Source organism: Chondromyces apiculatus DSM 436, from assembly GCF_000601485.1.
GTDB classification, from domain to species: Bacteria; Myxococcota_A; Polyangia; order Polyangiales; family Polyangiaceae; genus Chondromyces; species Chondromyces apiculatus.
In genome coordinates this window covers 51,276-74,149 of the sequence record NZ_ASRX01000025.1, presented here as the reverse complement: position 1 = coordinate 74,149, position 22,874 = coordinate 51,276, and the positions used below count along the sequence as shown (strand labels likewise).

Below are 22,874 nucleotides of genomic sequence, written 5' to 3'. Positions count from 1 at the left end.
GCGCTCTAGAGCAGGCCTTCGAGGGTGACGAGGGTGACGGTCTTCCGCGCGACGTCCACGGAGGCCACGTAGGCGTCGACGAGCGGAATCTCCACGGCGCGGGCCTTGGCAGCCTTTGCGGGAGCCTTTTCCTTCGCAGGAGCCGCTTGCTTCGCAGCCGCTTGCTTCGCAGGAGCCTTTTCTTTTGCAGGAGCGGCTTCCTTGGCAGGAGCGGCTTCTTTCGCGAAAGCGTCGTCCAAGGCGACCACCAGGGCATCGCAGCTCGGGTAGGACACGAGACCCGTCACCTGACCGACCAGCGCGCCTTCTCCGTTGAAGACCTCGGCCCCCTCGATGTCACAGGCGTAGAACTCGCCATCCTCGGCGGGGGGGAAGAGATCACGAGAGACGCAGACCATGGCTCCGCGGAGCGCCTCGGCGGCGTCACGGTCGTCCACGCCGGCAAGCCGGACGAGGAGGGCCTTGGTGCCAGGCCTCGTGGCTTCGAGCTTGGCGTCGCGCTCGGAGCCATCCGGCATGCGTAGCCGCACGGGCGGACGCCGAAGCAGCAGCCCCGACTCGTCGTTGAAGACGCGCAGGCGGAGTTCGCCGTGCACGCCATGCGGCCTGGCGATCTCCGCGAGGGGGATGTACCGCCGCTCCGGGGGGGAGGTGGAGTCTCTCAATCGAGGATGTCGAGGTGGGCGCGTCGGCCGGCCTTGCTGGCAGCAGCGCTCAGCAGCGTGCGTATGGACTGGGCGGTCCTGCCATCTTTGCCGATGACCTTACCGATGTCCTCGCGGGCCACGCTGAGCTCGATCCGCGGATACCGGTCGCCCGCGGCCTCGCGCACGACGACTTGCTCCGGGTGGTCGACGAGCTGGCGAGCGACGAGCGCCACGAGGTCCACCAGGGGGGACACAGAGGAAGGCATGATTACTTCTCGGCAGCCGCCGGCACACCCTGGGTGATGCCGCGCTTGAGCAGCAACGACACGGTGTGCGTCGGCTGCGCTCCCTTGGAGATCCAGTGATTGACCCGGGTGAGGTCGAGGCGGATCTCGGGCCGGCGCGGATCGTAGGTGCCCAGCCGCTCGATGAACCGACCGTTCCGCGGGCTTCGCTGGTCGGCAACGACGATGCGGTAGAAGGGCATCTTGTTGGTGCCCGCGCGGGCGAGACGGATATGAACAGCCATCGGATAACCTCAGATTCTCGTGAACGAGAGCGTGAACATGAAGCGCTTGACCTGGCGCACCAGCGAGGCGCGGCGGTGATTGCGCCGTCCCAGCTCCTCAGCGTCGCGACGGAGCGTCGTGACGCTGGGAGCACACCTGAACGCGACTTCACGCCAGGGGCGGGGCGCGCAACGTAGGCGGAGCAGCCTGCTCAGTCAACCCTGTGTTCCAGGATTCCGTGACTGCCGTTCAGGCGGCGAGCCCTTGGTATGAGGAGGAAAGGATCGGAGATGAGGAGGCGGAGGATGGAGAGAGGGCCGGACTGACGGGACGGGAGCCGGATGGAGAGGGGCCGTCCTGGGTCAGGGATAGAGGCGTGGGTAGGATCGGGTGCCGGGGGCTTACCCTGCCCTGCCGGTTGGAGTCACCCGAGGTCGAGAATGATGACGCCTCGGTTGGGATCGTCCTCGTCCTCGCGGGGACGACGTGGAGCAGGGTAGCGTTCGAGCGGCAGTTCCAGGCGCGGCCGCTCGTTGTCTTCCCGTATCGCTCTGTTCTTCTCTTCTTCGCGTTGCCTGATCTGCTCGATGATAAACGGAGGAAGCATCGGCACCCCTCCACCTGTGGGGATGTTCTCTCTCTGCTGTCAGAGGAACGAGGCATCGGAGAAAGCACCCCGCTCTTAAAGGCGAATCTAGCAATGTAGGGGGGCGGGTCAAGGTTATCGCTCTGGCCGAGAGTGGTATGTTCGCACCGCACATGACGCGGCACGGCAGTCATACGAGCGACCTGTGGCAAGGCGAGGCTGCAGCAAAACGCTCGTTCGAGGCTTCTTTGGCGCCACTTCGTCGCTGCGGGGATGATCGGCGACGTCGACGTGCGGGGGTCGTGCTGGTCGCGCTCCTCCTGGTCCTCGCCGTCCCTGTCAGGGTGCTGGCAGGGGCTTTCGATGTGAACGATGCCACGTGGGAGGGGTGCTCGGAGTTCCTCGAGATCGCACGCGCGGAGCTTGGCTCCGCACGCGTGAACGCCGTCGGGGTGCTCGACTGGAGTCAGGTGCAGCCCGAAGACGGTGTGCTCGTGTTGCACCCCGTGCAGCCCGTGGACCCGGAGGAGAGCACGGCGTTCATGAAGGCCGGTGGGCGCCTGGCGATCGTCGATGATTTCGGTCGCGGGGACGAGACGCTGCGGCGCTTCAAGATCGAGCGCACCACGACGCCCGACCACCCTGCGGCCTCCCTGCGCGGTCGCGCCGCGCTGGCGCTGGCGGAACCCGTCGCCGACGCGGTCGCCGGTCAGGCGGTGGGACCACATCCGGTGGTGAGCAACGTTCAGCGGCTGGTCACCAATCACCCGACCGGCCTGCGTCACCCCAACCTGTCACCGGTGCTGCGCATCCGCGCCATCGGCGAGCCCGACGTGGTCATTGCGGTGGCCGGGCAGGTGGAGAAGGGGCGCCTCTTCGCCATGAGCGATCCCTCTGCCCTCATCAACATGATGCTCCGCTATCCAGGCAACCGCGCCTTCGGGGTGGGGCTCGTCCGGTACCTGGTCGACGAGGATGGCGCGCAGGAGCGGCGGGGGCGCCTCTTCATCGTCGCCAATCGGTTCGACCAGGAGGGCTCCTTCGGCGGCGAGACGACGCTGCGCAAGGACCTCGACACCCAGCTCGCCAACCTGGCTCGCATGCTGGAGGAGGCTCGGCAGAACGGGTTTCCGGGCGCGATGCTCCTGGCGCTGGCGGCCATGGCCGCGCTGATCGTGGTGACCTGGGTGCTGCGGGCGGCGGCGCGCCCCTACCGCAGCCCCGTGCCCCGCTATGCCCGGCCCATCCCGCTCGTGTCCCAGGGAGGGGTCGCGGGGCGGTTCGCGGTGCTCGCGGCCCCCACGTCGCCGCGCAGCCTGATGCTCCTCGAGCTCAAGAGCGCGCTGGTCGAGGCGATGGCGCTGCGCTTCGGCCTCGAGTCTGATCCGAACACCGATACGCTCACCCAGCTCGTCGCGCGCGAGGGAAACCTTGACGAGCGGACTTTCTCGGACTTCAAGGAAGTACTGTCCACCATGCATCGAGTCGAAGCGTCCGTGGTAGCCGGCAAGCCCGCGCCTGTCTCCCGACCAGCGCTGTCGCATGCCGCGAAGGTGGTGCGCGAGGTGCTCCTCGCGTGCCACGCAGACGGCACGAGGGTGCCGCGGTCCACGCCCGTCGCCAGCCAGGGGGTTCAGTGACCCAGTCTCAGGCCGTCGCCGTCGACGAGATCGCTGCCGCCAAGGAGCGGCTCGACGCGCTCCGGCGCGAGGTGCTCCGCGTCTACATCGGAACCACGCGCACCCTGGATCTGCTCCTCACGGCCCTGCTCGCCCAGGGTCACGTGCTGCTCGAAGGGGTGCCCGGCGTCGCCAAGACCACGCTGGTCAAGACATTCGCGGCGAGCCTCGGGGCGTCGGTGCGGCGGATCCAGTTCACGCCGGACCTGCTCCCCGCCGACATCACCGGCACCTACGTGCTGTCCCCCAAGGAAGGGACGTTCACGCTCCGGCCCGGGCCGATCTTCGCGAACGTGGTCCTGGCCGACGAGATCAACCGGGCACCTGCCAAGACGCAGTCGGCGCTGCTGGAAGCCATGCAGGAGCGGCAGGTGACGATTGAGGGCGATCGCTTCGAGCTCCCTGCGCCGTTCATGGTGCTCGCCACCCAGAACCCGATCGATCTGGAGGGTACCTACCCGCTGCCGGAGGCGCAGATCGACCGCTTCCTCATCCGCGTCAGCCTCGGCTACCCGCTCCACAAGGACGAGGTGGCCATGCTCCGCGCGCACAATGTGGATCCCCCGAAGGGGCGCGCGGTGCTCAACGTGGAGGAGCTGATGTCTCTCCAGGGGATCGCGCGGCGGGTCCATGTCGAGGACGACATCTACGAGTACGCGGTGGCGCTCACGGCCTTCACGCGGTCGCACCCGCGCGTCCTGCTCGGGGCGTCGCCGCGGGCGACGCTCGCCCTGGTCCAGGCCGCGAAGGCGGCGGCCGTGGTTGGAGGGCGACCGTTCGTGACACCGGACGACGTCCGCGGGATGAGCGGCGCCGTGCTGGCCCACCGCCTCGTGCTGATCCCGGAAGCCGAGGGCGATACGCGCGCGCGGGACGCCATCGTCGAGGAGGCGGTCCAGCGCGTCGGCTACCGGCGCGCAGCCCGCCCCGCCTGAAGGCGACATGCAGCTCTACCCGACGCGCACTGCAGCCCACCTGGCCATCGTCGGCGCCGCAGTCGTCACGGTCGGGCTTGTGGCGCGCGAGCCGGCGATCTCGGGGTGGGGCGGCGCGATCCTCGTCGCGCTCGCGCTGGCACGCGCGGTGACGCTGGTGTCCGTGGCGCGCATCCGTGCGGCCGGATTCGAGATGCTCTGGACAGGTCAGCGCCGGCTCATCAGGGCGCAGCGCGGCGGCGTCGTGGAGATCGAGGCCGAGGTCCGGAACCGCGACACGCTCGCCGCGAGGTTCGTGCGCCTGCGCGCCGTGGCGTCGTCGCAGCTCGACGTCAGCATCGAGCCGGATCGAGGAGAGGTCCTGGCTTCGGGACGACTCAAGGTCAAGGTCAAGGTGCGCACCCCGCGCGTGGGGCACCACGGCCTGCACGGGCTTGCCCTGGAGGTGCACGGCGCCCCCGGGCTCTTCGAGGTGCCGCTCACCTTCGCGAACCCCTACGGCGTGGAGGTGTTGCCGCGCCCCTTCATGGCGTACCTGATGCAGCCCCGCGGCGGACGCAGCCACCTCGTCGCGCCGGTGGGCCGCCCGGGGAGGTCCCGCGGTGAGGGGGACGAGCTGCGCGAGCTGCGCGAGCACCAGCACGGCGATCCCTTCCGCAAGATCGCCTGGAAAGCCAGCTCGCGCCGCGGTGTGCTGCTCGTGCGCGAGCTCGAACGCGAGGAGCGCGACGTGGTGTGGGTGGTGCTCGACGCGGCCGTGGAGCTCTGGGCAGGGCCCGTGGGCCGCGCCCCCCTCGACATCACCATCGACGAAGCGGCGACCATCATCACGCGGCACCTCGCGCGCGGAGACCGGGTCGGGCTCGTCATCTTCGCCTCCGGGGTCCGCACGTTGATCCAGCCCGACCACGGGCCGACCCATGGACAGAAGCTCGCGCATGCGATGCTGGTCGGATGTAGCACCTATGACGCGGACCGGAGCGACCTCGACGAGGCGGATGCTGCCGTGCGCGTGTTGGAGCATCTCCGACCTCTCGATGCGCAGGGGCTGGCGGACGTGCGTCGGGGTGATCTCGACCGTCTCGCGGCGCGCGCTGACGCGATGCGGGCACGGGCGCCCTTTCCGGCCGTGGCGCCTGTCGGACGCTCTCCGCGCGACCGTTCGCTGCGTCGTTACCTGGCGAGTTATGGGATCGAGTCGCCGCCTCGTTACGAGCCAGACAGGCGTGACGTGGCCGCCACGGTCGCGGATGCGCTCACTGCCGTCGCGCGCGCCAAGCCGAGGGCCAGCATCGTCCACGTCCTGGCCACGCCTCCGCCAGAGGTGACGGGCGGTCCGCTTCCCCCGGTGCTGCAGCGGCTGGCGCGACGCTCGGCGAAGGTCTTCTGGGCGACCCCCGACGTGGAGCCGGCCCTGACGCCGCCCTGGAAGCCAGCGCAACGCCCCCCGCACGACCCCGACGACGGCGTGGTCGCCGAACCCGCGCGCGACGCCTTCCAGGAGGCCGCGCCTGTCGCTGCCGAGGCGGTGCTCCTGCGTGCACGCGTCGCGCAGACGCGGCGGGAGGCAGCCCTGCGGCGCCTTGGCGTTCGCGTCATCCGCATCCGGCCGATGGCGCACCGTACTCCCGTGGACCATCTCAGCGCGCCCGAACCGACGGCGCCCGCGTCACCGACGTCCGACGACGGCGTGACGGGTTGAAGGAATTCCTCGATGTCCAGCAGTGCCTCCGGATCCGTCGCAGAACGTCTGAGGGTGCGCGGTCTCGCCCCGAAGAAGCGCTTCGGTCAGAACTTCCTGGTCGACGAGGAGGCATCGCGGCGGATCGCGGAGGCGGCTGCGGCGCCCGGCGGCGGGACCGTCCTCGAGATCGGCGCGGGTCTCGGCGCCCTGACCCGACCCTTGCTCGCCCGGGCAGGGAAGGTGGTGGCTGTGGAGCGCGACCGCGATCTCGCGCCGATCCTGCGGGAGGACTTCCAGGCCCCCGTCGAGGAAGGGCGCCTGGAGATCCTCGAAGCAGACGCCGCGCAGGTCGACTGGCTCGCGGCGCTCGCCAGCGCCGGCGGCGCGCGTCCATGGGTCATCGCCGGGAACCTTCCCTACCAGATCACCGGTCGCTTGCTGGAGCGTGCCACGGAGGTCGCGGATGACATCGACCGGGCCGTGTTCATGGTGCAGCTCGAGGTCGCCGAGCGCCTCCTCGCGCCGCCTGGTGGAGATGCCTACGGCGCGCTCACCGTCTTCGTGCGCGCCGCCTTCGAGGTGAAGCGCCTGCTCACGGCCCGCGCTGGCGCGTTCTACCCTCGCCCCGCGGTGGATTCGGCGGTGGTGGTGCTCACGTCCATCCGGCCGAGGCGCGCCAACGAGACGGAGGCATTCCGGCTCGCCGTGCGGGCAGCGTTCGGGGCGCGCCGAAAGACGCTGCGGAATGCGTGGCGCGGGATCTACGGGTGGAGCGCGGAGGAGCTTGCCAGCCACGCGCAGGAGGCCGGGATCTCGCTGGATGTGCGCGGCGAGACGCTGGATGTCGAGGATTTCGCGAGGCTTGCGGCGCGCTACTCCCGGTGAGGTCGAGCGCCGACCAAGTGCCCTGTGCGCTCGGCGAACGCGCCCCATGCGACCCCCCTAGTCATGTGCTCAGGCTCATGCTAGTGGCCCGCCCGACGCTTTGCGTTCAGTCCGGGGCCGCGCAATGTGCGGCCATCCCCTCAGGAGGCTCCAGCTCCATGGTCGTCGGTAAGATCACGCAGGTCATCGGCCCGGTCGTCGATGTCGACTTTCCGCCGGGTCAGCTCCCGAAGATCCTCAATGCACTCAAGGTCTCGAACCCGAGCATCTCGTCGGAGGCGCACAACCTGACGCTCGAGGTCGCGCAGCACCTCGGCGAGTCCACGGTGCGCACCATCGCGATGGACTCGACCGACGGTCTCACCCGGGGCATGGAGGTCAGTGATACGGGCAGCCCGATCATGATGCCCATCGGCGAGGAGTGCCTCGGCCGCATCCTCAACGTCGTCGGGGCCCCCGTCGACGAGGCCGGCCCGGTCAACGCCAAGCGCTTCGCCCCCATCCACCGCGAGCCGCCGGCCTTCATCGATCAGGCCACGAAGGTCGAGATCTTCGAGACGGGCATCAAGGTCATCGACCTGCTCGCGCCCTACCGCAAGGGCGGCAAGATCGGGCTGTTCGGCGGCGCAGGCGTCGGCAAGACGGTGTTCATCCAGGAACTCATCAACAACGTCGCCAAGGCCCACGGCGGCGTCAGCGTCTTCGCCGGCGTCGGAGAGCGCACCCGCGAGGGCAACGACCTCTTCCTGGAAATGAGCGAGTCGAAGCTCGAGAGCGGCGCGCCCGTCATCTCGAAGGCCGCGCTGATCTACGGTCAGATGAACGAGCCGCCGGGCGCGCGTGCCCGGGTCGCCCTCTCGGCGCTGACGGTCGCCGAGTACTTCCGAGACGAGGAGGGCCAGGACGTGCTGCTCTTCGTCGACAACATCTTCCGCTTCACCCAGGCGGGCTCGGAGGTGAGCGCGCTCCTCGGACGTATCCCCAGCGCCGTCGGTTACCAGCCGACCCTCTCGACCGAGATGGGCGCACTCCAGGAGCGCATCACCTCGACCACGAAGGGCTCGGTCACCAGCGTCCAGGCGATCTACGTCCCTGCCGACGACCTCACCGACCCCGCTCCGGCCACGGCGTTCGCGCACCTCGACGCCACGACCGTGCTCTCGCGCGCGATCTCGGAGCTCGGCATCTATCCGGCCGTGGATCCGCTCGACTCGAGCTCGACGATGCTCGATCCCCAGATCGTGGGCGACCGGCACTACCGGGTGGCGCGTCGCGTGCAGCAGACGCTGCAGCGCTACAAGGATCTGCAGGACATCATCGCCATCCTCGGCATGGACGAGCTCAGCGAGGACGACAAGCTCACCGTGTCCCGTGCCCGCAGGATCCAGCAGTTCCTGTCGCAGCCCTTCTTCGTCGCCGCGCAGTTCACGGGCCGCTCCGGGAAGTACGTCCCCCTCAAGGAGACCATCGCGGGATTCGAAGAGCTCCTCGAGGGGAAGCTCGACCACATCTCCGAGCAGGACTTCTACATGGCGGGCGGCATGGACGAGGTGAAGGCCCGCGCCTCGCGGAAGGCGGCCTGAGCGCACCATGGCCGAGACGATCCTGCTCGAGATCGTGACCCCGACGGGCGTGGCCCTTCGGGAGCGGGTCACCGATGTCACGGCACCCAGCGTGGCAGGAGAGTTCGGCGTGCTGCCGGGCCACCTGCCGCTGCTCGCGGCCCTGCGTACCGGCCTCGTGACCTACCACCAGGACGGCCATGCCCATCGGCTGGCGGTCCACCATGGCTTCGTGGAGGTGGCCAACGACGTCGCGCTGCTCCTGACCGAGCGCTTCGCCCGAGCGGAGGACGTCGACGTGGTGAAGACCCGCATGCGCCTGAAGGAGGTCGATGCGGAACTCGACCACTGGCAAGGCGAGCTAACGGATCACCGCCGCCGCGAGCTGATCGAGGAAGAGCAGTGGCTGGCCACGGAGCTCGAGCTCATTGGCGATCCGCCTCCTCCCATGGTCCGCGAAGACACGCGCTTCCTCGCAGACCACGCCGAACCGCCGCCAGTCGACGAACTGGCGGCGTCGTCGGAGCCCGACGAGAGCCTGACCGACCACAAGAAGCCGGGCTCCCCCTTCCCCGAAACCAAGTAGTCCTCCGAACGTCCCCGCTCGCCACAGACCCTTGAAAGTCGCTCGCTCCTCCCTTGCGCGTGAAGCTCCACCGCAGAAGACTGCGGGGAGCGAGGACGGGCAGGGGCTCGCCCCCGTCGCTCGTGGGGTGACATGATCTCGCCGGAGACGATCGCACTCGTCAAGGAGAGGACCGACCTCGTCGCCCTGATCGGCGAGACGGTGCGCCTGACGCGCCGGGGTCGAAGCTTCGTGGGCCTGTGCCCGTTCCACAAGGAGAAGAGCCCGAGCTTCCACGTCAACCCGGAGCGCGGCTTCTACCACTGCTTCGGGTGCAAGGAGAAAGGCAGCGCCGTCGACTTCGTGATGAAGATCGACGGGAACACCTTCGTGGAGGCCATCCACGCCCTCGCGGAGCGCTCGGGCATCGAGATCGTCGACACCTTCACGGATGCAGAGCGCCGCGAGGCTCAATCCGCCCGCAAGGCGAAGGAGGATCTCTACGAGGTCAACCGGCAGGTCGCGAGCTTCTTCGTGCACCAGCTCCGGGGAGGGCCCGCCTCACCGCCTCACCCCCTTGCGCGCTACGCCCGGGAAGAGCTGTCGCGACGCGGTCTCCCCCTCCCGCACGAGGGCGAGGTCACGAGCCCCATCGCCGACGCACTGCAAGCGTTCTGGGTAGGGTATGCGCCCTACGGGTGGGATGCGCTGGGCAACTACCTGAGGCAGCAAGGCATCTCGACGCTGCAGGCCGAGCGCCTCGGGCTTCTCGTCCCTCGCTCCTCGGGCAGCGGCTACTACGATCGGTTCCGCCACCGGCTCATGTTCGCGGTCACGGATGTGATGGGGCGGGTGATCGCCTTCAGCGGTCGTTCCCTGCCCGAGCCGACGCCCGCAGAACTCGGGGCGCTGAAGCTGCAGGGCCCCTCCGCGGACGCCGACAATGCCCCGGCGAAGTACATCAACAGCCCCGAGACGCCCATCTACAAGAAGGGGGAGCACCTCTTCGGATTGCACCAGGCACGCCACGCCATCCGGCAGCGCGGGGAGGCCATCCTCGTGGAGGGCAACTTCGATGTGGTCGCGCTCCACGCGCGCGGCGTGGCGCATGCTATCGCCCCCCTGGGGACGGCCTTTACGGTGGCGCAGGCACGCCTCATCAAGCGATTCGCCCCCTCCGTGGTGCTCCTGTTCGATGGAGATGCAGCAGGCCGCAAGGCCACCAGGGCTGCGCGCACACCCTGCCGTGAGGCTGGGTTGAATGCGCGCGTCGCGGTGCTCTCCGCGGGGCTCGATCCCGACGAACTCGCGCGACAAAAGGGGCCCGAAGCCATCGAGCGCCTCGTGAGCGGTGCGCGCGGGTTGCTCGAACACCTCATCGATGAGACGCTCGAAGACAACAGCTTCCGGGGGGCCTCGCTCCCGGACCAGATGGCGCGCATCAAAGCCGTCGCGTCTCTCCTCTCCGAGGAGGACGACATGGATCTGCGGTTGATGGGAAAGCTCTACGCAGATCGCGTATCCTCGAAGCTCGTCATCAGCGGCCGCTCGCCCACGGACCTACGACAGCTCGAGCGCATCGTGGACGACGCACTTGCCCGTGGTCCCCGTAGTCGAGGCGTTCAAGGAAGCTGGCGACAGGAGTCAGGGGGATCAGGAGCCGGTGGGCCCAACGACTTCAGGGCGAATGGCCCGGATCATGCTTTTGCTCCCGAGCCCCCCCTTTCACGCGAGGAACAGATACGTCGCGCCATCCTGGGTGCCGTGCTGGACTTCCCGGAGCTCCTCGTCGACCTGGAGGTCATGCCAGCCCTGGAGGTCCTCGAAGGGGATGTGGCCCTCGCGGTTGTTGCGGCGCGTCGGCACTTCATTCCCGAAAAGGGGCTTGCCGCCGACGAATTTCTTGCGCAAATCTCAAGCGCGATCCATTCATTCGCGGCTGGACGTCTCGCCGCACCAGGGTTCGAGGGGGCGGACGAGGCGAGGGCAGAACTCCTTGAGAATGCACGAAAGTTGAGGCGGCTGACCTTGAAACGCGCGAACGCCGCCGTAGTGCACCAGCTCGAAAAGGGAGAGACGATGGGGGACGTCGCTTCCGAGGAATCTCTGCTGCGAGAAGTCCAACGACGAGCACGGGAGAAGCTCGGTCTTTCTTGAAGCGTCCCAGCCACTTTCCTTAGGGACAGCCTGCTGAAGACGCTCACGTGATCCTTTATTTATTGCCAGTGGATTTGGAGTCCCTGTGGGGCGGCAGCCGAGCCGCTACCAATGGAGCATGAGGTAATGGCGAGCAAGGCCAAGCAGTCTTCTGGTCGAGCAGGCGGAGTCGCAAAGGGCGCGGGCGGGACCGCGAACGGCGCGAAGGGTGGAGCGGCGCGCGAGTCGCTGGCCACCGGTGGACTCCGCGGTGGTTCCAAGCCGGAAGGGGCGGCGCGCCCCGAGAGGGCGGAGAAGGACCGGAAGGCCCTGGAGAAGCTCGTCGAGACCGGCAAGAGCAAAGGCTTCCTCACCTACGACGAGGTGAACGACGCCCTGCCCCCCGATGTCTCCCCCGACCAGATTGACGACGTCGTCGGCGCACTGGGCGACGAAGACATCGAGATCGTCGACGGCGCGACCCAGGTCAAGATCGCCCCGAAGCGCATCGCGGACGAGGAGGCTTCCGACAAGAAGCTCTTGTTGACCTCGGACCGCGAGGAAGAGGACGTCGACTACTACTCCAAGTCGAACGATCCCGTCCGGATGTACCTGCGCAAGATGGGCAGCGTCTCGCTGCTCACGCGCGAAGGTGAGGTCGAGATCGCCAAGCGGATCGAGACCGGCGAGCAGAAGGTAAATGCCGCCATCCTCGACTCGCCGATCGCCGTGCGGGAGATCATCGATCTCGGCGAGAAGCTCCGGAAGCACAAGATCCGCGTCAAGGAGATCATCAAGGACGCGGAGAACGACGATCAGGAGTTCGACGAGGAGGAGGCAGACCGCCGCATCATCCGCCTCATCGACAAGGTGAAGCGCCTCGACAAGCGCAAGGCGGAGCTGCTCGACGAGCGCAAGGAAGGCGTCAAGGCCGACAGCCGCCGCAAGCAGATCGACGCGGAGATCTCCCAGGTCAACGGGGAGCTGGTCACCACGCTCGAAGAGATGCGGCTCAACAAGCGTACGATCGACAAGATCGTCCAGAAGCTCAAAGGCCTCATCTCCAAGGTCGAGAAGGCGGAGGCGGGCGCCACCGAGCTGGAGAAGCGCACGGGCCTCTCCAAGGGCGAGATCAAGCGCGAACTCGCCAAGGTGAAGGGCAACCGGATCGCCGAGGCTCGCCTGGCGCGGAAGCTCAACGTCACGCGCGAAGACCTCCTCGAGTGGGAAGCGACCATCAAGAACGCCCAGAAGGGCCTCAAGAAGGTCGAGGAGGAGCTCAACATCGACGTCGAGGCGATCCGCCGGACCTACGAGAACATCCGCGAAGGCGAGCGGATGGCCGAGAAGGCCAAGGCCGAGCTGGTCGAGGCCAACCTCCGCCTCGTGGTCTCCATCGCGAAGAAGTACACGAACCGCGGCCTGCAGTTCCTGGACCTGATCCAGGAGGGCAACATCGGCCTGATGAAGGCCGTGGACAAGTTCGAGTACAAGCGCGGCTACAAGTTCTCGACCTACGCCACGTGGTGGATCCGGCAGGCGATCACCCGCGCCATCGCCGACCAGGCGCGGACGATCCGCATCCCGGTCCACATGATCGAGACGATCAACAAGCTGATCCGCACCTCGCGTTACCTGGTGCAGGAGTACGGGCGCGAGCCGACTCCCGAAGAGATCGCCGAGAAGATGGAGCTTCCGCTCGACAAGGTGCGGAAGGTCCTCAAGATCGCCAAGGAGCCGATCTCCCTCGAGACGCCGATCGGCGAGGAGGAAGACTCGCACCTCGGCGATTTCATCGAGGACAAGAGCATCATTTCGCCTGCCGACGCGGTCATCAACATGAACCTCGCGGAGCAGACGCGGAAGGTGCTGAAGACCCTGACGCCGCGCGAGGAGAAGGTCCTGCGGATGCGCTTCGGCATCGGCGAGAAGAGCGACCACACCCTCGAAGAAGTCGGCCAGGACTTCGAAGTTACCCGCGAGCGCATCCGCCAGATCGAGGCGAAGGCCCTGCGGAAGCTGCGGCACCCCAGCCGCTCGAAGCAGCTCAAGAGCTTCATCGATAGCTGAGCATGTCGGGGATGCGCCACCGCACCTCGCACCTCGTTCCCCTTCGCCACCTGCTGGTCCTGTGCGGCGCCAGCCTGGTGGCAGCGGGGTGCGGCAAGACCATCACCGACAGCGACTGCCAGATGGTCGGTGAGCGCCTGCAGCGCGCGTGGAACGAGGAGATCCGCAAGGCGGCGCCTCCACAGGGCACGGCCGGGACGAAGGCCTCAGGCCTGCTCCTGAGCGAGGAAGAGCGCCTCGTCACGGACTGGATGGCGGAGTGCAAACGCGACCTGACGGGGAAGCGCGTCGCCCAGAGAGAGCTGGATTGCCTGCTCGGGGCTACCTCGCTCGAGCAGCTCAGCAAGTGCGCCAGACCCTGAGCTACTGACCAGGGCCTGGACTCGCTACCGAGGGGTGACGTCCCCTACCCCTGCCCCGAGTCCTCAGTTGAGCCAGCGCTTGTCCTTGGGCGGCGACTTCTGCCCCCCAGGCAGAACGCGCAACGGCGGGCCCGAACGCCCCCGCGATGAGGACGTCGGCAGGCGCCGGAGCGCCTCCGACTGCCCCTGGAGCTGCTTGAAGCGCAGCTTGAGGTAGTAGCGGCGAACCGGCGAGAAATCGCCGAACAGCCAGCCAGCCAGCATGCCCCCGAAGGGTGTGATGAGACCCTCCTGAGGGGCGCGCAGCGCGATCACGTTGAGCACCGACATCACGAACACGAACACGAGGAGCATCGTCCCGCTCACCGGCAGGACGAAGAAGAGACGCACCGAGGCGTTTCGGTGGGCCAGTGCCCAGGCGACCGCGACCGCCTCCACCATCCCCAGCCCTCCGTAGAACACGGGCTGCGCGATGTGCGGGATCAGGGTCCCCACGAGCACCTGGGCTGCGCTGGCGAAGGCCGCCGAAGCGAACAGGAAGGCCAGCATCCGCCGTGACCCCCAGCGCTCCTCCAGGGGCGTACCCAGGAAGTACAGGCCGAGCACCGTGCTCAGGAAGTGCCAGGGGTCCCGCACGCTGTGAAGCATCGGCGCGGTGACCAGCCGCCAGATCTGTCCGCTCAGGATCTTGTCGACATTGCCTTCGAAGGGCGTCCACACCGCCTGGCTCACCCCGGCGAAGTTCAGGCCGATGGCAAACATCACCCAGAGGGCGGTGACGGCCACCATCACCCCAATGAGGCCCTTCCCTGGCCGCGGGAACCGTGGCGCCGTATGCACGTCCATCGCTCTTCAGCGTACTGCCGCAGCCGCCTCAGGCAACTGCTAGCACTCTGGATAGATGCTTCCTGGTCCGCGCGTCGCCCGGCGCGAGGTCAGAAGAAGTTGCCGATGGTGAACTCGAAGCGGTTGCTCTCTTCGTAAGGCAGCGGCGCGAAGGGGAAACCCCACTCGAAGCGGAGCGGACCCAGCGGAGAGAACCAGCGGATGCCAAAGCCCCAGGAGGTCCGGACGTTGAGCAGGCGCGAGAACGTGAAGCAGGGGTTCGAGGCGTCGTACGGCGAAGCTGGAGCGGCGTTGCAGTAGAGCTGCTCGAGGTTCCAGGCGTTGCCGAGGTCCGTGAAGACCACGCCGCGGATCTGCACGGCGTCGATGATGGGGAACTCGAACTCGAGGTTCTGGTAGTACATGAGGTTGCCGCCGATGTTGGCCCCGTTCGATATCGGCGGTGAGTTCTCGTCGAGCGTCGCCCGGAGTGGCAACCGCGGTCCGATGCTGCGGAGGTAGAACCCGCGGACGTCGAAGATGCCGCCCAGGAAGAACCGGGCGAAGATCGGCACTCCCGTCGGATCGGGGCTCGTCACCAGGCCTGCCTCCGAGTTCAGCTTGATGACGATGCTGTCCGTGATCGGGTAGTAGAACCGCGCGGTGGTCCGGTAACGCCAGAACTGGTTGTCGCTGCCCAGGTACTTCGAGGCGAGCTCCACCGAGCCTTGCAGGTAGATGCCCGCGGTGGGGAAGAGCTGGTTGTTGCGGGTGTCGTAGGTGAGGGCGGGGCGGATGCTGGAGGTCACCCCGTCGTTGAAGAGGTTTGCCAGCGGCAGGCGCTGGAAGACGGAGACTGCGGAGGCAGTCCCCAGGAACGTCGACGTCGTCGAGGTGGAAATCTCGTTGCTCTCGAGCGTGTACGCCAGCGAGGCCCGGAGCTGCGGCTCGATGATCGGATAGCCCAGGGTGAGCGACCCACCCATCGAGGTCTGCGAGAACTGATCGTAGATCCTCAGCTGATCGTAAACGTTGATCGACCCCGAGAAGCGGCTGTCGAACAGGTACGGCTCGATGAACCGCACGTCGACGAGCTGCCGGAGCCCGGAGATCTGGGCCTGGATTGCGAGCGACTGGCCGTTGCCGAAGAGGTTCGCCTGCTGAACCTGGGCGGTGGCGATGAAGTTCTCGATGCTGGAGAACCCGGCGCCGATCTGGAACGTGCCGGTCGGCTTTTCGCCGATCTCCACGAACACGTTCACGTGACTCGGGTCGTCACCCTGCTCGGTGGAGATGTCTACCCGCTCGAAGTAGCCGAGTGCCGTGATGCGGCGCTTCGATCGTTCGAGCTTCGTCTCGCTGAACAGCCCGGTCTCGTAGATTTCCATCTCGCGACGGATGACCTTGTCGCGGGTCTTCGTGTTGCCCCGGATCTCGATGCGACCGAAGTAGACGAGCTGGTTGCGGCGCACCGTGACCGAGATGTCCACCTCGCGCTGCTCCGGGTCGAGCTGCGTGTCCGGCACCGCCTCCACGTTGGCGTAGCCCTCATCGCGGTACAGGGTCTGGACGGCGGCGAGATCCTTGGCGAGCTCGGCGCGGTTGAACCAGTCACCCTGCTTGGCCCTCACCATCTCCCGCAGCCGCCGCCGCCCACCCAGCGGCTCGATCTCGCGGCCATCTGCGTCCCTCTCCTGGATGCGCAAGGAGCGGATGCGGTATCGCGGCCCCTCGTTGATGGCGACGGTCACCTCGATGCCCGTACGGTCGGGTGTCAGCATCACCCGCGGGGTCGCGATCTGCGCCGAGAGGAAGCCGCGATCGTAGTAGAGCGCGTTGAGCACCAGCACGTCGCGCTCGAAGGCGTCCTGCCGGAAAGGCCCGCCCGTGCCGAAGTTGAAGAGGCTGTCCTGACCCGTCAGCATCACCTCACGCAGCTCGGCATCGGGAACGTTGTTGTTTCCGATGAACGTGATCCGACGGACGGTGACCGGCTCGTGCTCCTTGATGGTGAAGCGCAGCGTGACCTGGTTGTCCTTCTGGGGGACGACCTCGAACTCGACCTCGGCGAGGAAGTAGCCCTCCTCCGCGTACTTGTCGCGGATCTTCTGGACGCCCCTGCGGATGGCCGCATAGCTGAGGATGGTGCCGGTCTTGACCTCCGCGGAGAGCGCCTCGGTCAGGTCTTCCTCGTCGACCTCGCTGTTGCCCTTGTACTCGATGGCCTTGATGCTCGGCCGCTCGCGGACGAGCAGACGGAGATGAACGCCCTCGTCGCGACGGGTGAGGTCGATCTCGACGTCCTCGAACAACCCTGAATCCCACAGCTCCCGGACGTCACGGGACAGGCCTTCGGGTGTGAAGGGGCGGCCGACACGGATCTGACCCAGGTAAGCGGAGATGTCCTCTGTCGAGATGCGCCGGTTGCCGGCGATGACGACCTTGGCGACCGGCTGTCCGCGGGCCTGCTCCCCTTCTGTGGGGGGGAGCGTATCCGTGAACTCGGGCGCATCCCCCGCTGCCGGCCCCTGGGCGCCGGTTCCCTGGGGCCCTGGGGCAAGCGCGCCAGGCGCAGGAGCGCTGGGCGCAGCAGCGGGTGCACCCTGCCCCCCCTCATCACCTCCCTCGCCGCTCGGTGCGGGAGCCGGAGGCGTGGGAGCTGGCTGCGCGCCCGGCTGCGGGACTGGTTGCGCGACCGCCGGCAGAGGGCGCATCGCGGAGCACAGCGCAAACCACAGCGCGAACCACAGCCAGATGAGCCGCTTCGCACGGCGGGAGAGCATCTGTGAACGGAACCCGGTCTCGTACAAGGCGCACCCGCGTAGCCCAGCGCGCGGTCCGTCTCAAGGGGCGGTCGTTCAACCCCACGCAAAAACGCACGAATCCGCCGCATCCTCTGAGCTGAGGCCGAGCTGAGGCGCTCCGGACCGAGGCGTCACCCCAAGGCGTCCACCTCGTGCTAGCCGTCCACACCTACAGCGCGGTCATCCCTCCGACGCCGCCTGCACACGGCCCTACGGCATCTCGTCGCCATCCAGCGCATGATGCCTTGCACCGAACCTTGACCAGGCAGCCCTCCGTGGGTAATGCCCTCGTCCCCCTTCTACCTGAACGCCGGTGCACCTTCGCGACCGGCGGCCAAGGAGCCAGGTGTGTCTCGCTCGCAACCTGTACCGCTGGATGACGATGAAGCCCCGCGCAGGGGCCGCAGGGGCGGCCGCCCGCCGGGCGGAAGTGAGCCCCCTCCGCCAGTGCACGACACCTCGCTGGCGGATGAGGCGCAGCGTCGTTACCTGAACTACGCCCTCAGCGTCATCACCTCGCGCGCGCTCCCCGACGTACGTGACGGCCTCAAACCCGTACAGCGACGTATCCTCTACGCGATGCTGCACGACCTGCGCCTCGCGCCGGACGCCAAGTTCCGCAAGAGCGCCGCGGTCGTCGGCGACGTCATGGGCAAGTACCACCCCCACGGCGACGCCTCGATCTACGACGCCATGGTGCGGCTCGCGCAGGACTTCGTCATGCGCGCACCGCTCGTCTCCGGCCACGGGAACTTCGGGTCCATCGACGGCGATGCTCCTGCGGCCATGCGCTACACCGAGGCGAAGCTGCGTCCGCTGGCCATGGAGATCCTCTCCGAGCTCGGCCAGCGTACCGTCGACTGGCGCCCCAACTACGATGGCACCCGCTCCGAGCCGATCGTGCTGCCGTCCCGGTTCCCCAACCTCCTCGTCAACGGAGCGCAGGGGATCGCCGTCGGCATGGCCACGAGCATCCCGCCGCACAACCTCGGCGAGGTGATCGATGCCTGCGTCGCCCTGATCGACACCCCGGATCTCAGCAACCTGCGGCTCCTGACCCACGTGAAGGGCCCGGACTTCCCGACGGGTGGTCAGCTCCACGCCACGAAGAAGGAGCTGGAAGCGGTGTACACCACGGGCCAGGGCTCCTTGAAGCTCCGGGGCGAGTGGCAGATCGAGGAGCCAGACGACAAGCGCGGCGCGCCCCAGCTCGTCATCACCTCCATCCCGTACGGCATCGAGCGCAAGGCCATCGTCGAGAAGATCGCGGACGTGATCCTCTCGAAGAAGCTGCCCGCGCTGATGGACGTCCGCGACGAGTCCACGGAGGAGGTGCGCATCGTCCTCGAGTTGAAGCGCGCGAGCGATCCGCAGCTCGTGATGGCGTACCTCTACAAGCACACCCCGCTCGCCATCAACATCCAGGTCAACCTCACCTGCCTCGTCCCCACGGACAACCCCGACGTCGCGACGCCACGACGCCTCGGCCTGCACGAGGCCCTGTCGAGCTTCCTCGAGTTCCGGAACGTCACGGTCACCCGCCGGACCGAGTTCCAGCTCGGCGAGATGCGCCAGCGGATCCACATTCTGGAGGGCTTCGAGAAGGTCTTCGACGCCCTCGACGAGGTCATCAAGATCATCCGTCGCAGTGAGGGCAAAGCGGACGCAGCCGAGAAGCTGATGAAGCGGTTCGAGCTGAGCGACGAGCAGGTCGATGCGATCCTGGAGCTGCGGCTCTACCGCCTCGCCAGGCTCGAGATCCTGGTGGTGCAGCGAGAGCTCGCCGAGAAGCGCGCCGAGGCGACCCGGCTGGAGTCCCTCCTCAAGAGCGACACGCAGCGCTGGAAGCTCGTCCGCGACGAGCTGCTCGAGGTCAAGCGCGCCTACCCGGATCGCCGGCGCACCAAGATCGTTGGCGCCGTGGACGAGCCCGAGTACCAGGAAGAGGACTTCATCATCGCCGAGGACGCCAACGTGATCCTCTCGGCGCAGGGCTGGGTGAAGCGCGTCCGGGAGGTGAAGGATCTCTCCACCACCCGCCTCCGTGACGGCGACACGGTCCTCGCGGCAGTGGCTGGCTCGACCCGCGCCTCGATCGCGTTCTTCTCGAACCTCGGCTCCTGCTACGTCTGCAGGATCCACGACGTGCAGCCGTCGAGCGGCTACGGCGACCCCGTACAGAAGCTCTTCAAGCTCGGCGACGGAGAGCGGATGGTCGCCATGTACTCGTTCGACCCGCGCGCGCTCGACGTGCCTGCTCCGTCAGAGGACGCCACCGAGTCGGAGCCCCCGTTCGCCGTGGCGGTCACCCGAGGTGGCCTCGGCTTCCGCTTCTCGCTGCGTCCCCACCGCGACCCCTCCACCCGCGCCGGCCGCCGCTTCGCCCGGCTCAACGACGGGGACGAAGTGCTCGCCGTGCTGCCCTCGGGCGTGAGGGACGAGGACATGGTCCTCTGCGCATCGAGCGAGGGTTACGCCATCGGCGTCCCGGTCTCCGAGCTGACCGCGCTCTCCGGGCCCGGCAAGGGTTCGATCCTCATGAAGGTCGAGGAGGGGGACCGCCTGCTCGGCGCTGTGCTCGCGCTTGAGCACAAAGATGTCATCACGGTCGAGACGGACAAGGGCAAGGTCATGGACCTCCGCGCCGACAAGATCGCCGGCTCTCGCGGGGGTAAGGGGCAGCAGATCGTCAAGCGCGACCGCTTCGCCCGGGTGGTCCCCTCCCCCGTCGTGGCGCCGACGCTGGAGGTGAGCTGACATGGCAGCGACGACACCCAGGTACACGGCCGCCGACATCGAGGTCCTGGAGGGACTGGAGCCCGTCCGCAAGCGACCGGCGATGTACATCGGTGGCACCGACGCACGCGGCTACCACCACCTCCTCTGGGAGATCGTGGACAACGCCGTCGACGAGGCCATCAACGGGTTCGCTCACCGGATCGAGGTGCGCCTCGACGCCGACCACCAGGGCGCCACTGTGGGAGATGACGGCCGCGGCATCCCCGTGGACATCCACCCCAAGTACAAGCGCCCCGCGCTGGAGCTCATCCTCTGCACGCTCCACGCGGGCGGAAAGTTCGCGAGCTCGAACTACAAGGTCTCGGGCGGGCTCCACGGCGTGGGTTCGAGCGTGGTGAACGCGCTCTCGGAGCTTCTGGAGATCCGCGTCATGCGCGACGGCGCCGAGCACACCCAGACGTTCTCGCGCGGCGAGCCCACCTCGAAGCTCAAGCGCGTCGCGCAGACCCGTAAGCACGGAACCATCGTCCATTACCGCCCCGACCCGCTCATCTTCGGCAAGAGCGCGCGCTTCAACGCCGATCAGATCCGCGAGCGCCTGGAAGCAAAGGCTTACCTGCACGCGGGCCTGACCATCGTCTTCCACGACGACGCGATCGGTGAGTCCACCGAGTTCTCGCACCCGAACGGCATCGCCGACTTCCTCCCCAAGCTGATCGCCCAGCGCGGCAAGCCGGTCACGCACCCGAACCTGTTCTTCATCTCCCGCGAGGCGACCCTCCGCAGTGACGGCATGGGAAGCCCCGAGCCGAGGGTCATGAAGATCGAAGCAGCCCTGCAATGGACCGAATCCACCGAGGATTACGTACGCTCCTACGTCAACGGAATCCCCACCCACTCGGGCGGGACCCACGAGACGGGCTTCGGCGGCGCCATCGTGAAGGCCGTGCGCGCCTTCATGGATGCCAAGAAGATCCAGCCCAAGGGCGTGACCCTCACCGCCGACGACATCCGCGAAGGCACCGTGGGCGTGCTCTCGGTCTACCTCCCGGATCCGCAGTTCCAGGGGCAAACCAAGGATCGCCTGAACAACACCGAAGCCGCTCCGGCCGTGGAAGGCGCCGTGCGACCTGCCGTCGAGCAGTGGCTCCTGGAGAACGGCTCATCCGGCGAGGCGATCGTCATGCGCGCCATCCTGGCGGCCCGTGCCCGTGAGGCACGCCGGGAAGCCACGGCGCAGGTGCTGCGCAAGACGCCCGTGTCCCACAGGCTCAATTTGCCGGGAAAGCTCGCCGATTGCGCGTCGACGGACCCGGGCGAGAGCGAGCTGTTCCTGGTGGAGGGTGACAGCGCAGGTGGCTCCGCGAAGCAGGGCCGCGACCGCAGGACGCAGGCGATCCTCCCCCTCCGCGGCAAGGTGCTGAACGCGGAGCAAGCGTCCACCTCCAAGGTGCTCGGCAACCGCGAACTCCAGGACATCGTGAGCGCGCTCGGCTGCGGCGTCGGCAAGGACTTCGACATCTCGAAGCTGCGCTACGGCCGCATCTTCCTGCTCATGGATGCCGACAGCGACGGCCAGCACATCGCCACCCTGCTCCTCACCTTCTTCTACCGCCACCTTCCCGGGCTCCTCCGTGGAGGCCACGTCTACCTCGCGCAGCCGCCCCTCTACCGGATCGACGCCGGCAAGGAGACCTACTGGGCGCTCGACGACGCGGAGCGCGACAAGATCCTCGCGAAGCTGCCGAAAAGCGTGAAGGTGGACATCTCGCGGTTCAAAGGCCTCGGCGAGATGCCGGCAGAGGATCTCCGCAACACGACGCTCGATGCGCGCCGCCGCCGCGCGCTGCGGGTCGTGATCGAAGGGGAGCTGGAGACCGACAGGGTGCTCAACGAGCTGATGGGCAAGGATCCCCAGGCCCGCTTCCGTTTCATCATGGATCGCGCAGCGGGCGCAGAAATCGACGTCTGACCGTCGTTTCCTCTGAATCCCTGCCCGCGGCGCCTCGTCCAACACCGATCCCCGCATTTCCCGCCACCACACCGCTGTCGCGCATCACAGTGCGCATCGAGATGCGCACTGCAGTGCTCGTCGCGATCGAGCCACGACAGAGCGCGCGCGATCGCGTGAACTGACGGCCACACCCCCATGGCATCGAGAGCATGGTCCGCTGCGACGGGCGCCGCTCACCCGCCGTGATTCCTGCGGATCTACCCCGCTGCGCGCCGCTTTTTGGTGTCACGGCCTGACCGTTGCAATTGCTCCAGGACGACCAGCACGGCGCTGCCGAGGCTGGCCCCAACGCTGGAGAGGTACGCTGTGACCAACGCGCTTTCTCTGTCCCATCGGATCGCACCCCCGGCAACGCACATCTCCCCCGAGGGTCGACTCCGCTTGCCAACCCCCAACGCCGCAGGAGCCCGCGTGCCCGTGCTGCCTCTGGCACCCCTGCCGCCGCGTCCCGCCCCCGCTCCCTTGAGGAGCACCCCCGAGCGCCTTCAGCTCGGCCGTGAGCGCATCCGCCAGGCTGCAGAGTCGGGCCAGCGCATCCGCTCGTACGAGGTGGCGCTCGACCTGGACCTGTCCGAGTTCCACTTCGCGCGCCTCTTCCGGGCTGCTTTCGGGCGCTCGCCCCACACGTACTACGACGAGGTCCGCGCCGAGCGCGCGCGCGTCCTGCTGCGCGAGGGGCTCAGCGAGGGTGAGGTCGCACGCCGCGTCGGGTTCCGCAGGCCGGCCGAGCTGCGCTCGCTCCTCGCCAAGCGCGCCGCCGCAGAGGGCGCAGAAGCTGCCCCATGCAGCGAGTCCCAGCCCTCGCGTCAGCAGGGCTGAACGTACCGGCATCTCACCGACACGCCCCGCGGCGGGCCGCGGCCTCGCGGCGG

Annotated in this window: 18 protein-coding genes; 13 read left to right on the top strand and 5 right to left on the bottom strand. The window is 67.7% G+C overall.

The features are described from left to right. Window positions 1–5: 5 nt before the first annotated feature. Genes rimM through rpsP form a run of 3 tightly spaced genes read right to left on the bottom strand, consistent with a single transcriptional unit; the run spans window position 6 to window position 1,176 of the window. Window positions 6–665 carry a ribosome maturation factor RimM gene (rimM, locus tag CAP_RS48190; protein WP_052375447.1) on the bottom strand — a complete coding sequence of 220 codons (660 nt, stop codon included), beginning with the start codon at window positions 663–665 and terminating at the stop codon, window positions 6–8. After that, on the bottom strand, window positions 662–913 hold the full coding sequence (locus CAP_RS17785; RefSeq protein ID WP_044242511.1) for a KH domain-containing protein: 252 nt from the start codon (window positions 911–913) through the stop codon (window positions 662–664). The genes rimM and CAP_RS17785 overlap by 4 nt, the downstream gene beginning before the upstream one ends. A gap of 2 nt (window positions 914–915) precedes the next feature. Then, window positions 916–1,176, bottom strand: coding sequence for a 30S ribosomal protein S16 (gene rpsP, locus CAP_RS17780; RefSeq protein WP_044242510.1), 261 nt, complete (start codon window positions 1,174–1,176; stop codon window positions 916–918). 218 nt (window positions 1,177–1,394) lie between these two features. On the opposite strand from rpsP, the gene CAP_RS50540 reads away from it, so the two are divergent. The 10 genes from CAP_RS50540 to CAP_RS17730 all read left to right on the top strand — a co-directional run bounded on the left by CAP_RS50540 (window position 1,395) and on the right by CAP_RS17730 (window position 13,620). Then, entirely contained in the window at window positions 1,395–1,862 is a 468-nt protein-coding gene (locus CAP_RS50540; protein WP_156040900.1) for a hypothetical protein, read from the top strand. Between the two features lie 182 nt (window positions 1,863–2,044). Continuing rightward, window positions 2,045–3,382, top strand: a complete 1,338-nt coding sequence (locus CAP_RS17770) for a DUF4350 domain-containing protein (protein WP_197041230.1) — start codon at window positions 2,045–2,047, stop codon at window positions 3,380–3,382. After that, on the top strand, window positions 3,379–4,356 hold the full coding sequence (locus CAP_RS17765; protein ID WP_044242507.1) for an AAA family ATPase: 978 nt from the start codon (window positions 3,379–3,381) through the stop codon (window positions 4,354–4,356). The genes CAP_RS17770 and CAP_RS17765 overlap by 4 nt, the downstream gene beginning before the upstream one ends. Before the next feature lie 7 nt (window positions 4,357–4,363). Continuing rightward, window positions 4,364–6,058: a DUF58 domain-containing protein gene (locus CAP_RS17760; RefSeq protein WP_081864990.1), complete on the top strand. Its 1,695-nt coding sequence runs from the start codon at window positions 4,364–4,366 to the stop codon at window positions 6,056–6,058. Between the two features lie 54 nt (window positions 6,059–6,112). Beyond that, window positions 6,113–6,925 (top strand): 16S rRNA (adenine(1518)-N(6)/adenine(1519)-N(6))-dimethyltransferase RsmA, encoded by an 813-nt coding sequence (rsmA, locus tag CAP_RS17755; protein WP_231511541.1) that lies wholly within the window; start codon window positions 6,113–6,115, stop codon window positions 6,923–6,925. Between the two features lie 158 nt (window positions 6,926–7,083). Next, window positions 7,084–8,508 carry a F0F1 ATP synthase subunit beta gene (gene atpD / locus CAP_RS17750; RefSeq protein ID WP_044242505.1) on the top strand — a complete coding sequence of 475 codons (1,425 nt, stop codon included), beginning with the start codon at window positions 7,084–7,086 and terminating at the stop codon, window positions 8,506–8,508. Window positions 8,509–8,515: 7 nt separating this feature from the next. After that, window positions 8,516–9,073, top strand: coding sequence for an ATP synthase F1 subunit epsilon (gene atpC / locus CAP_RS17745; protein ID WP_044242504.1), 558 nt, complete (start codon window positions 8,516–8,518; stop codon window positions 9,071–9,073). Window positions 9,074–9,205: 132 nt separating this feature from the next. Beyond that, entirely contained in the window at window positions 9,206–11,209 is a 2,004-nt protein-coding gene (gene dnaG / locus CAP_RS17740; protein WP_044242501.1) for a DNA primase, read from the top strand. 126 nt (window positions 11,210–11,335) lie between these two features. Next, window positions 11,336–13,258, top strand: coding sequence for an RNA polymerase sigma factor RpoD (gene rpoD / locus CAP_RS17735; RefSeq protein WP_044242500.1), 1,923 nt, complete (start codon window positions 11,336–11,338; stop codon window positions 13,256–13,258). A gap of 11 nt (window positions 13,259–13,269) precedes the next feature. After that, the gene (locus tag CAP_RS17730; RefSeq protein WP_156040899.1) at window positions 13,270–13,620 is read left to right on the top strand and encodes a hypothetical protein; all 351 of its coding nucleotides are present in this window, start codon (window positions 13,270–13,272) and stop codon (window positions 13,618–13,620) included. Between the two features lie 63 nt (window positions 13,621–13,683). Here CAP_RS17730 and CAP_RS17725 read toward each other — a convergent pair whose 3' ends face one another. Both CAP_RS17725 and bamA read right to left on the bottom strand, forming a co-directional pair. Beyond that, the gene (locus tag CAP_RS17725) at window positions 13,684–14,466 is read right to left on the bottom strand and encodes a rhomboid family intramembrane serine protease (RefSeq protein WP_044242496.1); all 783 of its coding nucleotides are present in this window, start codon (window positions 14,464–14,466) and stop codon (window positions 13,684–13,686) included. 89 nt (window positions 14,467–14,555) lie between these two features. Further along, on the bottom strand, window positions 14,556–17,228 hold the full coding sequence (gene bamA / locus CAP_RS17720; protein WP_156040898.1) for an outer membrane protein assembly factor BamA: 2,673 nt from the start codon (window positions 17,226–17,228) through the stop codon (window positions 14,556–14,558). A gap of 468 nt (window positions 17,229–17,696) precedes the next feature. On the opposite strand from bamA, the gene CAP_RS17715 reads away from it, so the two are divergent. The 3 genes from CAP_RS17715 (at window position 17,697) to CAP_RS53710 (ending at window position 22,821) form a co-directional block, all read left to right on the top strand. Then, on the top strand, window positions 17,697–20,006 hold the full coding sequence (locus tag CAP_RS17715; RefSeq protein WP_231511540.1) for a DNA gyrase/topoisomerase IV subunit A: 2,310 nt from the start codon (window positions 17,697–17,699) through the stop codon (window positions 20,004–20,006). A 1-nt stretch (window position 20,007) separates the two neighbouring features. Continuing rightward, window positions 20,008–21,960, top strand: coding sequence for a DNA gyrase/topoisomerase IV subunit B (locus CAP_RS17710; RefSeq protein ID WP_044242491.1), 1,953 nt, complete (start codon window positions 20,008–20,010; stop codon window positions 21,958–21,960). Between the two features lie 504 nt (window positions 21,961–22,464). Further along, the gene (locus CAP_RS53710; protein WP_269324391.1) at window positions 22,465–22,821 is read left to right on the top strand and encodes a helix-turn-helix domain-containing protein; all 357 of its coding nucleotides are present in this window, start codon (window positions 22,465–22,467) and stop codon (window positions 22,819–22,821) included. The last annotated feature ends 53 nt before the right edge of the window (window positions 22,822–22,874 follow it).

Coding starts and splice junctions, on each gene's coding strand:
- CAP_RS17785 (WP_044242511.1), bottom strand. CDS start 913: ATGCCTTCCTCTGTGTCCCCCCTGGTGGACCTCGTGGCGCTCGTCGCT.
- rpsP (WP_044242510.1), bottom strand. CDS start 1,176: ATGGCTGTTCATATCCGTCTCGCCCGCGCGGGCACCAACAAGATGCCC.
- CAP_RS17760 (WP_081864990.1), top strand. CDS start 4,364: ATGCAGCTCTACCCGACGCGCACTGCAGCCCACCTGGCCATCGTCGGC.
- atpD (WP_044242505.1), top strand. CDS start 7,084: ATGGTCGTCGGTAAGATCACGCAGGTCATCGGCCCGGTCGTCGATGTC.
- atpC (WP_044242504.1), top strand. CDS start 8,516: ATGGCCGAGACGATCCTGCTCGAGATCGTGACCCCGACGGGCGTGGCC.
- dnaG (WP_044242501.1), top strand. CDS start 9,206: ATGATCTCGCCGGAGACGATCGCACTCGTCAAGGAGAGGACCGACCTC.
- rpoD (WP_044242500.1), top strand. CDS start 11,336: ATGGCGAGCAAGGCCAAGCAGTCTTCTGGTCGAGCAGGCGGAGTCGCA.
- CAP_RS17730 (WP_156040899.1), top strand. CDS start 13,270: ATGCGCCACCGCACCTCGCACCTCGTTCCCCTTCGCCACCTGCTGGTC.
- CAP_RS17725 (WP_044242496.1), bottom strand. CDS start 14,466: ATGGACGTGCATACGGCGCCACGGTTCCCGCGGCCAGGGAAGGGCCTC.
- bamA (WP_156040898.1), bottom strand. CDS start 17,228: ATGCTCTCCCGCCGTGCGAAGCGGCTCATCTGGCTGTGGTTCGCGCTG.
- CAP_RS17710 (WP_044242491.1), top strand. CDS start 20,008: ATGGCAGCGACGACACCCAGGTACACGGCCGCCGACATCGAGGTCCTG.